Raw genomic sequence first — 13,711 nt, 5'->3', positions numbered from 1 at the left:
CGTGAGGCGTGCCCGTCAGGCGTATCCGTCAGGCCAGTTCGAGGGCCAGGTAGAAGTCCACCCGGTCCTCCAGGCGGGACAGGTCGCGGCCGGTCAACTCCTCGATCCGGCCGATCCGGTACCGCAACGTGTTGACGTGGACGTGCAGCTGCGCAGCGCAGCGCGTCCACGAGCCGTCCGAGCGCAGGAACGCCTCCAGGGTGCGGACCAGGTCCGCCTGGTGCTCGATGTCGTAGCCGATCACCTTGTCCAGCAGGCGGCTGCGGAACGCCCGGCGCACCTCGTCCGGGACGGCCGCCAGCAGCAGCACGTGCGAGGCCAGCTCCTCGGGGCCGGCCACGCAGACCCGGCCGACCCGGGCGGCGGCGATCCGGCGGGCGTGCCGGGCCTCCTCCAGGGCGCCGCGCAGGCCGCCGGCCTCGGCGGCGGGGGCGGAGACGCCGAGGGTGATCCGGCCCTCCGAGCCGAGCCCGGCCTCCAGCGGGGCGAGCAGGTCGCGCAGGGTGTCGGCGGGCACCGCGCTCTCCATCGCGGGCATCACCACGACCGCGCCGGTGCCGGCCCCGGCGACCAGGGCGCGGTCGGTGGTGCCGCCGAGGGCCTCCTCCAGGACGGCCCGCACCGCGCCCTCGGGCAACCCGGTGCCCTCGGCGCTGAGCACCAGCCAGGAGCCCTCCGGGGCCTGCGGCTTGGGCTCGGGGCTCTCGTAGCGGGCAGCCATCGCCGAGGAGGCGTACAGGGTGCGGCTGATCTCGGCCGGGTCGACGTCCCGCCGGAGCCGGTCCAGCAGCTCGTCGGCGAGGCGGCGGCGCAGCCGGCGGCCCTCGTCCCGGCGCTGGCGCTCGGCGGCGACCAGGCGGGCCAGGTTCTCGGCGAGCTGCTGGCGCTTGGTGGTCCACTCGGTGACGTCGCCGGCCACCGCGAGCATCCAGTCGGCGAGCGGCGCCTCGTGGTCGGCGGAGGCGGGGGCGGGCAGCAGGGAGTACGCGCCGACGGCCAGCCGGGCCCGGTGCGGGGGGCGGCGGCGCTGGCGCTGGGCGGCGAGGTGGGCGCGGACCAGCTGGTCGCGGTCCTCGGCGGCGAGCCGCTCGGCGGGCCCGGCGATCACCGAGCCGGTGGGGGTGAGCACCCAGCAGTCGAGGTCGAGGTCGCCGCCGAGCAGGTCCAGGACGGCGTCCAGCCCGCCACCGCCGGCCGCCGAGACCAGCAGCCGGTGCCGGTCGACCAGGGCGGCCAGGTCGGCGGCGCGGTCGGCGGAGACCTGGCGGCCGATGAACTCGGTGACGGTGCCGAAGGCGATGTCGTCGGGGACGGCCAGCAGGGGCATCCGGTGCCGGCGGCAGGCCTCGACGAGGTCCTCGGGCACCGGGCCGACCTCGGCCTCGCCGGCCGCCAGGGCGACCGCGCCGCCGGCCGCGATGGTCCGCACGAACCGCTCGGAGTCGGCCGGGCCGGTGCGCCAGAGCATGCCGGTGAGCACCAGCTCGCCGCCGTGCAGGTACCGGCCGGGGTCGTGCAGGTCCGTGGTCATGACGCCGCTGACCTGCCGGTCCAGCTCGTCCTCGGCCGCGAGCAGGCGCAGTCGCGGGGCGCCGGGGGCGAGCAGGTCACGGACACGCATCCGCGGACTCCTAACGGGGGCTGGGGTGGGGCTGGGGGTGAGGGTGGGGCTGGGCGGGGGCCTGGGGTGGGGCCCGAACACGCGGCCGGGGGTGACAGTGTGCCCGAACATCTGTGCTCGGTGTTACGCACCAGCGGACGGCCGGGTCACAGGGCCGTAGCTCGGGAATCACGGCCGGATTACGGTCGTAGGTAGCGCCCGGTGAACAGCTGGGCTGCGAGATTGTCCTCCTTAGAGGAACGTACAGGATGCCGGGCGGGAGCACAGCCGGGGCTTCATGCCATCGGTGACTCCCAGTGGGCCCGGTCACAGCGGTTCACTGGCCACACGCCGCCGGACACAGCCCGGTGACCGGGATCCGACGCCGAGGCGACGACACGGTAGGCAGGTCCCGAACAACCGGGTTCCGGGCACTGTGCCCACCCGTCCGACCGGCGACGACTTGAGGAGACACCCGCATGGAGTTCCTTCGGCCCGCTACCTGGGACGAGGCACTCGCGGCGAAGGCTGAGTATCCGACCGCGCTGCCCATCTCGGGCGGTACGGACGTCATGGTCGAGATGAACTTCGACGTGCACCGGCCATCCGCGATTCTCGACCTGAACCGCATCACCGAGCTCACGGAATGGACGAACGACGGCAGCGTCGTGCGGCTCGGCGCCTCGGTCCCGTACGCCCGGATCATCGACGAGCTGTCCGGGCCGCTGCCCGGGCTGGCGCTGGCGGCCCACACCGTCGGCTCCCCGCAGATCCGCAACCGCGGCGGCGTCGGCGGCAACCTCGGCGGCGCCTCCCCGGCCGGCGACGCGCACCCCGCGCTGCTCGCGGCCGGCCGCGACGTGTTCGTCGAGGCGGCCTCGGTGCGCGGGACCCGGATGATCCCTATCGACGAGTTCTACGTCGGCGTGAAGCGCAACAGCCTGGCGGCCGACGAGCTGATCCGGGCCGTGCACATCCCGGTGGCGGACGGCCCCCAGCAGTTCTCCAAGATCGGCACCCGCAACGCGATGGTGATCGCGGTCTGCGCCTTCGGTTTCGCCCTTCACCCGAAGAACGGCACCGTCGGCACCGGTATCGGTTCGGCTGCCCCCACGCCGCGCCGCGCCGTCGAGGCCGAGGAGTACCTGCAGGGCGTGCTCGCCGAGCGCGGGCTCTGGGAGTCCGGCGACCTGCTGGGCGCCGAGGTGATCCAGAAGTTCGGCGAGCTGGTGAAGGCCGCGGCCTCCCCGATCGACGACGTGCGCGGCACCGCCGACTACCGGCGCCACTCGCTGGCCGTGATGGCCCGCCGCACCCTCACCTGGTGTTGGAACGACTACAGCAAGCAGATCAGGAGCGCGGCATGAGGGTCACTTTCACCGCCAACGGCAAGCCGGTCGAGGCGGACGACGTCTGGGAGGGCGAGAGCCTCCTGTACGTGCTGCGCGAGCGGGTCGGCCTCCCGGGCTCGAAGAACGCCTGCGAGCAGGGCGAGTGCGGCTCCTGCACGGTCTACCTGGACGGCGTGCCGGTCTGCTCCTGCCTGGTCGCGGCCGGCCAGGTGCAGGACCGCGAGGTGCGCACCGTCGAGGGCCTGACCGACGAGAACGGCGAGCTGGGCCTCGTCCAGCAGGCGTTCATCGACGCCGGCGCCGTCCAGTGCGGCTTCTGCACCCCCGGCCTGCTGGTGCAGACCGACGCCCTGCTGGAAAGCGACGCCCAGCCGAGCGACAACGACATCCGCGAGGCGCTGTCGGGCAACCTGTGCCGCTGCACCGGCTACGAGAAGATCATGGACGCGGTGCGGCTGGCGTCCGCCCGCAAGTGCGCCGGGAAGGCGGAGTCCGAATGAGTACTCGTACCATCCAGGGCCAGAAGAACCTGCAGAACATCAACCAGGCGTCCAAGGACGGCATCGGCGGCTCGCCGCTGCGCCCGGACGGCAACCTGAAGGTCAAGGGCGAGTTCGCGTACTCGTCCGACATGTGGCACGAGGACATGCTCTGGGGTATGGCGCTGCGCTCGCCGCACCCCCGGGCCAACATCCTCTCCGTGGACATCTCCGAGGCGCTCAAGGTGCCCGGCGTCTACGCGGTGCTCACCCACGAGGACATCCCCGGCTCGAAGTACTACGGCCTGGAGATCCAGGACCAGCCGGCCCTGGCGATCGACAAGGTCCGCTACCACGGCGAGGCGATCGCGCTGGTCGCCGCCGACCACCCGGAGACGGCCCGCCGCGCGGTGAAGAAGATCAAGGTCGAGTACGAGGTGCTCACCCCGATCGTCACCGAGGAGCAGTGCCTCGACCCCGAGACCCACGGCTACGTGCACGAGCCGCACGAGTACAAGTCGCACGGGTACGGCAACATCTGCCACGAGCAGAAGCTGGTCTCCGGCCTCGGCGTGACCGACGAGGTGCGCGCGCTCGCGGACGTCATCGTCAGCGGCGACTACGAGGTCGGCATGCAGGACCAGGCCTTCCTCGGCCCCGAGTCCGGCCTCGCCGTACCCGCCGAGGACGGCGGCATCGACCTGTACATCGCCACCCAGTGGCTGCACGTCGACCGCCAGCAGATGGCCCCGGTGCTGGACCTGCCCGAGGAGAAGGTCCGGCTCACCCTGGCCGGCGTCGGCGGCGCCTTCGGCGGCCGCGAGGACCTGTCGATGCAGATCCACGCCTGCCTGCTGGCCCAGCACACCGGCAAGCCGGTCAAGATCGTCTACTCCCGCGACGAGTCCTTCTTCGGCCACGTGCACCGCCACCCGGCGAAGATGCACTACGAGCACGGCGCCACCCGCGACGGCAAGCTCGTCTTCGCCGACTGCCGGATCGTGCTGGACGGCGGCGCGTACGCCTCCGCCTCGCCGGCCGTCGTCGGCAACGCGGCCTCGCTCGGCCACGGCCCGTACGTGATCCCGAACGTCAAGATGCACGCCATCGCGCTCTACAGCAACAACCCGTCCTGCGGCGCGATGCGCGGCTTCGGTGCCGTGCAGGCCGCGTTCGGCTACGAGACGCAGATGGACAGGCTGGCCGCCGCCCTCGGCATGGACCCGGTCGAGCTGCGGCAGCTCAACGCCATGGCGGAGGGCGACTTCATGCCCACCGGCCAGCAGATCGACTCGCCCGCCCCGGTCGCCGAACTGCTGCAGCGCGTCAAGGACATGCCGCTGCCGCCGCCGCTGGACACCGAGCACCTGGACGTGCGCCAGATCCCCGGCGCGCTGTCCAACACCTCGCACGGTGAGGGCATCGTGCGCGGCGTCGGCTACTCGGTCGGCATCAAGAACGTCGGCTTCTCCGAGGGCTTCGACGACTACTCCACCGCCCGGGTGCGCCTGGAGGTGATCGGCGGCGAGCCGGTCGCCATGGTGCACACCGCGATGGCGGAGGTCGGCCAGGGCGGCGTCACCGTGCACGCCCAGATCGCCCGCACCGAGCTCGGCGTCGAGCAGGTCACCATCCACCCGGCCAACACCGAGGTGGGGTCGGCCGGTTCGACCTCCGCGTCCCGGCAGACCTACATGACCGGCGGTGCGGTCAAGCTGGCCGCCGAGGCCGTCAAGCGGGCGCTGATCGAGAAGGGCCGGCGCCGCTACGGCTGGACCCACCACGACATCACGCTGGTCGGCGGCAAGGTCGTCTCCGAGAGCGCCGGCCCGCTGGTCTCCATGGTCGACCTGCTCGGCGACGAGGCCATCGACCTCACCCGCGAGCACCACCACCGCCCGACCGTCCCGTTCGACAAGGAGACCGGACAGGGCTTCGGCCACGTCCAGTACACCTTCTGCGCCAACCGCGCGGTGGTCGACGTCGACGTCGAGCTCGGCCTGGTCAAGGTGGTCGAGCTGACCGCCGTCCAGGACGTCGGCAAGGCGCTCAACCCGCTTTCCGTCGTCGGCCAGATCCAGGGCGGCTGCACCCAGGCGCTCGGCCTCGCCGTGATGGAGGAGATCATCGTCCGGGACGGAAAGGTGCGCAACGCCTCCTTCACCGACTACCTGATCCCCACCATCCTCGACACCCCGCCGATCCCGGTGGAGATCCTCGAACTGCCCGACCCCCACGCCCCGTACGGGCTGCGCGGGGTCGGCGAGGCCCCGACCGTCTCGGCGACGCCGTCGATCGTGGCCGCCATCCGCAACGCCACCGGTCTCGCGCTCAACCGGATCCCGGTCCGGCCCGAGCACCTGACCACCGAGCGGCCCGGGGAGCTGTAGACCCCGGACGGCAAGACCTCCCCGGGGCGGCGACCGTCTTCCCCGCCGCCCCGGGGCAGCACCACCCCCCACCCGCACCACCTGCCCCACCCACCCCCTCGCAGTAACAGGCAACTCCCATGCACCACCTGCCGATACGCGAACGCACCATCCCGCTGCCTCTCCCACGCCGGGGTTCTGCAGCGGTGCGCCCCATCCACGCACCGCAGGCACCGCCACAGAGTGCGCCCAGTGAGTCGATTAGTCCCCCTGCGCCAACCTCGTTGACTGGCAGTCAGGTCGGCTCGCCCACCCCAACCCCCTTTGACACTTGGGAGTGGACATGACCCGGATCCCCACGGAGCCCGGCACCACCGAAGACAGACCCACCGAGGACGACACCCCCACGTCGGTCCCGGCCGCCCGGCAGAAGAACGCGCTGGACGCGTACTTCAAGATCTCGGCCCGGGGATCGACGCTCGCCAACGAGCTACGCGGTGGTCTCACCACCTTCATGGCGATGGCGTACATCATCCTGCTCAACCCGCTCATCCTGAGCGGCGCCGACGTCACCGGCGTCAAGCTCGACCACGCCGCGCTGACCACCGCCACCGCCCTCGCGGCCGCCGTCACCACCATCCTGATGGGCGTGGTCGGCAACGTACCGTTGGCCCTCGCGGCCGGACTCTCGGTGTCCGGAGCGGTCTCCGCCCTCGTCGTACCGCACACCACCTGGCCGCAGGCCATGGGCCTGTGTGTGATCTACGGCCTCCTGATCGTGCTGCTGGTGGTCTCCGGCCTGCGCGAGAAGATCATGAACGGCATCCCGCTGCCGCTCAAGCACGCGATCACCATCGGCATCGGCCTGTTCGTCACGGTCATCGGCCTCTACAAGGCCGGCTTCGTGCACACCGGCGGCCCCACCCCGCTGTCGCTCGGCCCCTTCGGCGAACTGTCCGGCTGGCCCGTCCTGATCTTCTGCGTCACCCTGCTGTCGATCTTCGTCCTGATGGCCCGCAACGTCCGCGGCGCGATCCTGATCGGCATCGCCGGCGGCACCGTCCTCGCGGTGGTCGTCAACAAGCTCGCCCACGTGCCCGCCGACGCCTGGAAGAACTCCGTCCCGGTCTGGCCCGGCAGCCCCGTCTCGGCGCCCGACTTCAGCCTCTTCGGCCACGTCGACCTGTTCGGCGCCTTCGGCGGCAAGGGCATGGGCGCGATCAGCGCCTCGGTCGCGGTCTTCACCCTCGTGCTCGCCGGCTTCTTCGACGCGATGGCCACCATCATCGGCGTCGGCACCGAGGCGGGCCTGGCCGACAAGCAGGGCCGGATGCCCGGCCTGTCCAAGGCGCTGTTCATCGACGGCGCCGGCGGCGCGGTCGGCGGCCTGGCCGGCGCCTCCGGGCAGACCGTCTTCGTCGAGTCCGCGACCGGCGTCGGCGACGGCGCCCGCACCGGCCTCGCCTCCGCCGTCACCGGCGGCCTGTTCGCCCTGATGCTGTTCTTCTCGCCGCTCGCCGGCATCGTCCCGGTCGAGGTCGCCTCCGCCGCCCTCGTCGTCATCGGCTCGATGATGATGAGCCAGGCCCGGCACATCGACTGGTCCGACCGCGAGATCGCCATCCCGGCCTTCCTCACCTGCGTCCTGATGCCGTTCACCTACAGCATCACCGCGGGCGTCGCCGCCGGCGTCATCTCGTACACCGTCATCAAGGCCGGCCAGGGCAAGTGGCGCGAGCCCGGCGTGCTGATGTGGATCCTCACCGCGGTCTTCGTCGTGTACTTCGCGCTCACACCGATCAAGTCCTGGCTGGGCGTGCACTGACGCCGGTCCCGCGGCACTGACGCTGTTGCCGTGGCACTGACGCGGTTGCGCGGCACTGGCTCGGCTCACGCGGGACCGCCGCCGTACGGGATCGTTTCCCGTACGGCGCGCACCCGGTGTCGTGCCCCACTACCCTCGAAAGCGACAAGGAGCCCTCCGACATGCAGGACATCGCCGAGCAGCTTCAGGCCTGGCACGCGTCCGGGCGCTCCTTCGCCGTGGCCACCGTGGTCGGCGTCTCCGGCAGCGCGCCGCGCGACCCCGGGGCGGCGCTGGCCGTGGACGCGGCGGGCGAGGCGATCGGCAGCGTCTCCGGGGGCTGCGTCGAGGGTGCGGTGTACGAGCTGTGCCAGGCCGCCATCGAGAGCGGCGAGCCCGTGCTGGAACGGTTCGGCTACAGCGACGAGGACGCCTTCGCGGTGGGTCTGACCTGCGGCGGCATCCTCGACGTGTTCGTCCAGCCGGTCGTGCCCGGGGCGGACGCCGGGCTGGACGCCGGCATTGCGTACATCGCCTCCGGCACGCCGGTGGCACTCGCCCGGGTCATCGCCGGGCCGGGCGGGCTGGTTGGCGCCACGGTCGCCGTCACCGCCGACACGCATCACGGGGCGCTCTCCCCCGCGCCGTCCACGGTGGGTGCCCTGGAGCGCGCCATCGTCGCGGAGGCCCGGGCCATGCTCGACGCCGGGCGCACCGGGCGCGTGGTGCTCGGCCTCGACGGACGCCCGTGCGACGAGCACGAACAGGGCACCGTCACCTGCTTCGTCGAGTCCTACGTGCCCGCACCGCGGATGATCGTCTTCGGCGCCATCGACTTCGCCGCCGCGGTGGTCCGGATCGGCAAGTTCCTCGGCTATCACGTCACCGTCTGCGACGCCCGCCCCGTCTTCGCCACCGCGCGGCGCTTCCCCGACGCCGACGACGTCGTCGTCGACTGGCCGCACCGCTACCTCGACAGCCAGCTCGACCGGATCGACGGACGCACCGTGCTCTGCGTCCTCACCCACGACGCCAAGTTCGACATCCCCCTGCTGGAACGCGCCCTGCGGCTGCCCGTCGGCTACGTCGGCGCCATGGGCTCCCGCCGCACCCACCGCGACCGCAACGCCCGGCTGCGCGAGGTCGGCCTCACCGACGCCGAGATCGCCCGGCTGCGCTCCCCCATCGGCCTCGACCTCGGCTCCCGCACCCCCGAGGAGACGGCGGTCTCCGTCGCCGCCGAGATCATCGCCCACCGGCGCGGCGGCAGTTGCCTGCCGCTCAGCGCCGGGGACGGTCCGATCCACCACGACGTGGCGCGGGCGGAGGACGCCGCCGTCCAGGACGGTGACACCCCCCGCCCACACGCGGCGTGACCGTCTATTCGGAGAGCGCCAGCTTCACGCCGAACCCGACCACCACCGCGCCCGTCACCCGGTCCAGCAGCCGGCGCGCGGACGGGCGGCGCAGCCAGCCGCGCACCGCCTGCGCGAAGCCCACCAGGACCGCCGACCACAGCACGCCCTCCACGACGTGGACGCAGGTCAGCGCCACGCCGGCGGCGAAGTGCGGCACCCCGGCGGGGATGAACTGCGGCAGCACGGCGACGTAGAACACGCCGACCTTCGGATTCAGCAGATTGGTGAGCGTCCCCCGCCGCCACCCGTACCCGAACCCGCCGTCCGCCGGCCCTTCCTCCACGGCTGCCTCGTCACCACGGCTGCGCAGCATCCCGATCCCCATCCACACCAGGTACGCGGCTCCGCCCCACCGCAGCACCTCGTACGCCACCTGCGAGGCGGTCAGCAACGCCGTCACCCCCGCCGAGGTCAACGTCCCCCAGACCAGCGTCCCCGTCTGGATCCCCAGCACCACCCCCCACGCCTGCCGCCGCCGCCCGAGCGCGGCCGTCCGCAGAATCAGGGCAGTGTCGAGCCCGGGCGTGAGGGTGAGCAGCCCCACGACGAGGGCGAAGGACCACAGAGCTGTCGTCATCTCCATGGGCCGTCATGCTACGGACCCCCCACAGACGGACACGGGTACCCTGCGCACATGGCTCACGAGCACACGGAAGCCGAGACCGACCGCCTGGCCGCCCTGTCACAGCGCACCTGGGACGAGCCCTTCTTCACCGCCGTCCACAAACCCGTGGGGACCGCCACCGCGGACGACGTCCGGGCCGACATGGCCGAAGCGTACGAGCGCGCCGGACGGGAGCGGGGCGCCGTGTGATCCCGGCCCGGTGAGGTCGGGCCTCAGGTGACGTTGAGGCGGGCGGCCAGGCGGAGGAGGGCGGGGCTGAGGCGGCTGAGGAGGCGGGCGGCCTTGGCCTCGGGGGTGACGGGGACGACGGGTTTGTTGGTGCGGACGGCGTGGAGGATGGCGGTGGCCACCTTCTCCGGGGGGAAGCCGCGGCGGGCGTAGAGCTTGGCGGCGCGGGCCCGCTTGGCGGTCTGCTGGTCGGCGGTGGTGGCGGAGAAGGTGGAGGTGCGGGTGATGTTGGTGTTGACGATGCCGGGGCAGATCGTGGAGACACCGATGCCGTGGCCGGCGAGTTCGGCGCGCAGGCAGTCGGAGAGCATGAACACCGCGGCCTTGCTGGTGGCGTACGCGGTGAGCGCCTTGGACGGCAGGTAGGCGGCGGCGGAGGACACGTTGACGATGTGGCCGCCCTCGCCGCGGTCGGCCATCAGGGCGCCGAAGGCGCGGCAACCGTGGATCACGCCCCACAGGTTGACGTCCAGGACCCGCTGCCACTCCTTCTCGGTGGTCTGCAGGAACGTGCCGGAGTGGCCGATGCCCGCGTTGTTGACGACCACGTCGGGCACGCCGTGCTCGGCGGCGACGGTCTGCGCGAAGGCGTCCATCCCGGCGCCGTCGGCGACGTCGACGCTGTAGGCGTGGGCCACCGGGCCGATCAGGGAGGCGAGTTCGGCGGTGCGCTCGGCGGCAGCGAGGTCGAGGTCGCAGACCACCACCCGGGCGCCGTCCTCGGCGAAGGCGAGCGCGGTGGCCCGGCCGATGCCGCTGCCGCCGCCGGTCACGACGACCAACCGGCCGTCGCCCTGGGCGGGTTGGGCGGTGATACCTTCGGCGTTGCCCGCCTCGATGCGGGCCGTGAACTCGCGGACCATTCCGGCCACTTGGGTTCCCTTCTCCAGCAGCGCCGACCAGTGGCCGGCCCGCAGCGTCCGTCGGGTGAGGTTCGGCACCCAGCGCTCCAGGCCCTCGGAAAGGTAGGTGCCGACGTAGCGGTCCTCGGCGAGGGTGATCAGCTGGACCGGCACCTCGGTCGGCCGCTCGCGCGGACTGCGCAGCGTGGGGCGGAAGTTGGCCCGGTACAGCTCGATGCCGCGGACCGCGTCCCGGCGCAGGCTGGGCTGCGGGTGGTCGGGGCGCGGGGTGACGTGCTCCAGGTCGCGCAGCACCCGCGGCCAGGCGCGGGCGAGCCCGAGCCGCCAGACGCCGGGGGCGAGGTAGGGCAGGTGGAATGCGGTGATGTACCAGGAGTGCAGGCCCTGGTGGAGCAGTTGCCTGAGGTGGCGCGGGGTGGGGCGGCGCATCCGTTGGCGCAGCCAGTACCCCATGTGGTCGAGGCAGGGGCCGGACATGGTGGTGTAGGAGGCGAGCCGCCGCTCGGCGCCGGGCGAGGTGACGGCCTCCCAGGACTGCAGCGAGCCCCAGTCGTGGGCGACGACGTGCACCGGTCGGTCCGGGCTGACGGCGTCGGCGACCGCGAACAGGTCGTCGGCCAGCTGCTCCAGCCGGTAGCCGTCCCGGGTGGCGGGGACGCCGGACTCGCCGGCGCCGCGGACGTCGTAGCGGACCACGTGGTGGTCGCGGGCGAGGTCGGCGGCGACGTCGTCCCAGACCGCGTGGGTGTCCGGGTAGCCGTGCACCAGGAGGACGGTGGGGGCGTCGGGGTCGCCCTGCTCGAAGACGGCGAGCGGGAGGCCGCCGGAGTGGACGGTCCGGCGGCGGACGGTCTGGAGACTGGTCCGGTCGGGGGCGGTCCGGTCGGGGGCGGGGGGCGTCATCGGGTGGCCTCCTGGGTGACGGGCGCGGCGGTCGGCTCGGCGGTCGGCTCGGTGTTGGTCGACGCCGCGTCGGCGGGCCAGCGGCGGACGTGCGGCAGGTCGTCGTCGAGCCAGTAGGCGTCGTCCTCGGTGACCACCAGCAGCTCCTCGAACTTGATGCCGACGCCCCGGAACGCGATGTGCGGCTCGACCGCCCACAGGCCGGGGGTGGGCGCGTGCCGGGACGAGCGGCCGTCCGCCCACAGCGGCGAACGGCCGTGCAGGCGCTCGGAGATGAGCTCGCGGCCGAGGGTCTGCAGGGTGCGCACGCCGAAGCCGAACAGGGTGACCCCGGCCGGGCCGCGGGCGGTGGTGCGGGTGACCTGGTGGCCGATCACCCGGCCCGGGTAGACCCGGTGGCGGTTGTCGTAGCCGTGCGCGGCGATCTGCGCGTCCACGGCCGCGTACACCTCGTTCAGCGGCCGGCGGGCGCGCACCTCGGCGAGGATCAGCTCGCGGTAGACCCGCAGGTCGGCGGCGAGGCGGTCCCAGACCGGGTTCTCGCCGATCCTGCCGCCGTAGCCGATGTCGGCGGTGTAGCCGTCCACGATGGGCGCGCAGTCCAGGACGAACGGCATGCCCTCCTCCAGGCGGCGGTTGCCGGCGAAGAACTGGAGCGGGGTGTGGAAGTGCCGGAACGCCGTCCGGTCGCCGAACCAGGCGAACGGGACGTGGAAGAAGTCCTGCACCCCGGCGGCCACCAGACGGCGGCGCAGCTCGGCGGTGGCCTGCCGCTCGGTGACGCCCGGCTCGATCCAGGCGGCGACCTCCTCGGCGCAGGCGTAGGCGAGTTGCTGGGTCTCGCGGAAGCGGGCGAGGTCGTGCTCGCCGAAGGGGAAGGACGGGGTCGCATTCGCCATCGGGGGCTCCTTCTAGAGGTCGAGCACGAGGGTCTCACCCTCGGCGGCCCGGGAGACGCAGGGCAGCAGGGCGCCACCGGCGCGCTGCTCGGGGGTGAGGCGGCGGTCCCGGTGGTCGGGGGCGCCGGCCAGCAGGCGGACCTCGCAGGTGCCGCAGAAGCCCTGGTGGCAGGAGTACGGCAGGTCGGGGCGGGCCTCACGCAGGACGTCCAGGGCGGACCGGTCGGCGGGGACTTCGAGGGTGGGGCCGTCCACGCCGAGGCGCACCGCGAAGGGCTCGCCGTCGGTGACCGGGGCGGCGCCGAAACGCTCGAAGTGCAGGGCGCCGGCCGGGGATCCGTCCAGGGCGCGCTGGACGGCGGTGAGCATCGGGGCGGGGCCGCAGCAGTAGACGGCGGCGCCGCGCGGGGCGTGGGCGAGCAGCTCGGCGCCGGTCGGCACGCCGTGCTCGTCGTCGGCGCGCAGCACGACCCGGTGCGGGTCGAGGGCGCGCAGCTCGTCCGTGTACGGGAGGGTGTCGGCGCTGCGGCCGACGTGGACGAGGCGCCAGTCCAGGCCGTGGCGCTGCGCCTCGCGGGCCATCGGCAGGAGGGGGGTGATGCCGATGCCGCCGGCGAGCAGGAGGACGGCGGGCTCGGCGCAGAAGGCGAAGCCGTTGCGTGGGCGGCGGGCGGTGAGGCGGGCGCCGGGGTGGAGGGTGTCGTGGATCTCGACGGAGCCGCCGCCGCCCTCGGGGAGCCGGCGGACGGCGATCCGGTAGGCGGTGCGGTCGGCGGGGTCGCCGCTGAGCGAGTAGTGGCGCTCGCGGCCGGAGGACAGGGCGAGCCTCAGGTGGGCGCCGGGCTGCCAGCTCGGCAACGGGCCGCCGGAGGGGTCGGCGAGCAGCAACTCGACGACGTCGGTGGCGAGTTCGCTGCGGGCGGTGACGACCAGCTGCAGCTGCGGGGTGGGCCTGCTGTAGGGCCGTCGGGGGTTGCGGCGCAGCAGCGGGCCGCCGAGGGCCGGGGAGTAGCGGTCGCCGAAGGCGGTGAGCCGCCGCATGAAGGCGTCGGCGCGCGGGCGGCCGTAGAGGTCGGGGGGCGGGTTGTGCAGGTCCATCCGGCGGTCCTTGGTCCTTCGATCCTGGGGCGGCAGGGGTGGTGGGCAACGGGTAACAGGTTTCAGCGAACAG

11 protein-coding genes are annotated in these 13,711 nt (G+C 73.1%); 6 read left to right on the top strand and 5 right to left on the bottom strand.

Annotated features, from left to right (window positions below):
• Window positions 1-28 precede the first annotated feature (28 nt).
• Complete coding sequence (locus KV557_RS12140; protein ID WP_218199863.1) at window positions 29-1,621, bottom strand: PucR family transcriptional regulator; 1,593 nt, start codon at window positions 1,619-1,621, stop codon at window positions 29-31.
• Between the two features lie 458 nt (window positions 1,622-2,079).
• Here KV557_RS12140 and KV557_RS12135 point away from each other — a divergent pair, with 458 nt between their 5' ends.
• The 5 genes from KV557_RS12135 (at window position 2,080) to KV557_RS12115 (ending at window position 8,980) form a co-directional block, all read left to right on the top strand.
• Window positions 2,080-2,967, top strand: coding sequence for an FAD binding domain-containing protein (locus KV557_RS12135; protein ID WP_218199862.1), 888 nt, complete (start codon window positions 2,080-2,082; stop codon window positions 2,965-2,967).
• Entirely contained in the window at window positions 2,964-3,452 is a 489-nt protein-coding gene (locus KV557_RS12130; RefSeq protein WP_218199861.1) for a (2Fe-2S)-binding protein, read from the top strand. The genes KV557_RS12135 and KV557_RS12130 overlap by 4 nt, the downstream gene beginning before the upstream one ends.
• The gene (gene pucD, locus KV557_RS12125) at window positions 3,449-5,821 is read left to right on the top strand and encodes a xanthine dehydrogenase subunit D (RefSeq protein ID WP_218199860.1); all 2,373 of its coding nucleotides are present in this window, start codon (window positions 3,449-3,451) and stop codon (window positions 5,819-5,821) included. Before KV557_RS12130 ends, pucD begins: the two co-directional genes overlap by 4 nt.
• Window positions 5,822-6,143: 322 nt before the next feature.
• Window positions 6,144-7,625 carry an NCS2 family permease gene (locus tag KV557_RS12120; protein ID WP_218199859.1) on the top strand — a complete coding sequence of 494 codons (1,482 nt, stop codon included), beginning with the start codon at window positions 6,144-6,146 and terminating at the stop codon, window positions 7,623-7,625.
• 161 nt (window positions 7,626-7,786) lie between these two features.
• Window positions 7,787-8,980: an XdhC family protein gene (locus tag KV557_RS12115; protein ID WP_218199858.1), complete on the top strand. Its 1,194-nt coding sequence runs from the start codon at window positions 7,787-7,789 to the stop codon at window positions 8,978-8,980.
• A gap of 4 nt (window positions 8,981-8,984) precedes the next feature.
• Here the strand turns inward: KV557_RS12115 and KV557_RS12110 are convergent, their stop codons facing one another.
• On the bottom strand, window positions 8,985-9,605 hold the full coding sequence (locus KV557_RS12110) for a LysE family translocator (RefSeq protein WP_218199857.1): 621 nt from the start codon (window positions 9,603-9,605) through the stop codon (window positions 8,985-8,987).
• A gap of 51 nt (window positions 9,606-9,656) precedes the next feature.
• Between KV557_RS12110 and KV557_RS12105 the strand changes: the two genes are divergently transcribed.
• Window positions 9,657-9,836 carry a hypothetical protein gene (locus KV557_RS12105; protein WP_218199856.1) on the top strand — a complete coding sequence of 60 codons (180 nt, stop codon included), beginning with the start codon at window positions 9,657-9,659 and terminating at the stop codon, window positions 9,834-9,836.
• A gap of 23 nt (window positions 9,837-9,859) precedes the next feature.
• Here the strand turns inward: KV557_RS12105 and KV557_RS12100 are convergent, their stop codons facing one another.
• From KV557_RS12100 to KV557_RS12090, 3 genes are read right to left on the bottom strand one after another with little or no spacing between them, the layout of a single operon-like run.
• Window positions 9,860-11,641 carry an SDR family oxidoreductase gene (locus KV557_RS12100; protein ID WP_218199855.1) on the bottom strand — a complete coding sequence of 594 codons (1,782 nt, stop codon included), beginning with the start codon at window positions 11,639-11,641 and terminating at the stop codon, window positions 9,860-9,862.
• A complete protein-coding gene (locus KV557_RS12095; protein WP_218199854.1) occupies window positions 11,638-12,540 on the bottom strand; it encodes a M24 family metallopeptidase in 903 nt (300 codons plus the stop codon). The genes KV557_RS12100 and KV557_RS12095 overlap by 4 nt, the downstream gene beginning before the upstream one ends.
• Before the next feature lie 12 nt (window positions 12,541-12,552).
• Window positions 12,553-13,638, bottom strand: coding sequence for a PDR/VanB family oxidoreductase (locus KV557_RS12090; protein ID WP_218199853.1), 1,086 nt, complete (start codon window positions 13,636-13,638; stop codon window positions 12,553-12,555).
• Window positions 13,639-13,711 lie beyond the last annotated feature (73 nt).

This window comes from Kitasatospora aureofaciens, from assembly GCF_019192735.1.
In the GTDB taxonomy this organism is placed as follows: Bacteria; Actinomycetota; Actinomycetes; order Streptomycetales; family Streptomycetaceae; genus Kitasatospora; species Kitasatospora aureofaciens_A.
Note: the sequence above shows the minus strand (reverse complement) of the source record. Positions and strands in the feature narration are given on the sequence as shown.

What these genes read in the sequence shown, in the direction of transcription:
- KV557_RS12110 (WP_218199857.1), bottom strand. Translation starts at nt 9,605, where the DNA reads ATGGAGATGACGACAGCTCTGTGGTCCTTCGCCCTCGTCGTGGGGCTG.
- KV557_RS12095 (WP_218199854.1), bottom strand. Translation starts at nt 12,540, where the DNA reads ATGGCGAATGCGACCCCGTCCTTCCCCTTCGGCGAGCACGACCTCGCC.
- KV557_RS12140 (WP_218199863.1), bottom strand. Translation starts at nt 1,621, where the DNA reads ATGCGTGTCCGTGACCTGCTCGCCCCCGGCGCCCCGCGACTGCGCCTG.
- KV557_RS12100 (WP_218199855.1), bottom strand. Translation starts at nt 11,641, where the DNA reads ATGACGCCCCCCGCCCCCGACCGGACCGCCCCCGACCGGACCAGTCTC.
- pucD (WP_218199860.1), top strand. Translation starts at nt 3,449, where the DNA reads ATGAGTACTCGTACCATCCAGGGCCAGAAGAACCTGCAGAACATCAAC.
- KV557_RS12130 (WP_218199861.1), top strand. Translation starts at nt 2,964, where the DNA reads ATGAGGGTCACTTTCACCGCCAACGGCAAGCCGGTCGAGGCGGACGAC.
- KV557_RS12105 (WP_218199856.1), top strand. Translation starts at nt 9,657, where the DNA reads ATGGCTCACGAGCACACGGAAGCCGAGACCGACCGCCTGGCCGCCCTG.
- KV557_RS12120 (WP_218199859.1), top strand. Translation starts at nt 6,144, where the DNA reads ATGACCCGGATCCCCACGGAGCCCGGCACCACCGAAGACAGACCCACC.
- KV557_RS12135 (WP_218199862.1), top strand. Translation starts at nt 2,080, where the DNA reads ATGGAGTTCCTTCGGCCCGCTACCTGGGACGAGGCACTCGCGGCGAAG.
- KV557_RS12090 (WP_218199853.1), bottom strand. Translation starts at nt 13,638, where the DNA reads ATGGACCTGCACAACCCGCCCCCCGACCTCTACGGCCGCCCGCGCGCC.
- KV557_RS12115 (WP_218199858.1), top strand. Translation starts at nt 7,787, where the DNA reads ATGCAGGACATCGCCGAGCAGCTTCAGGCCTGGCACGCGTCCGGGCGC.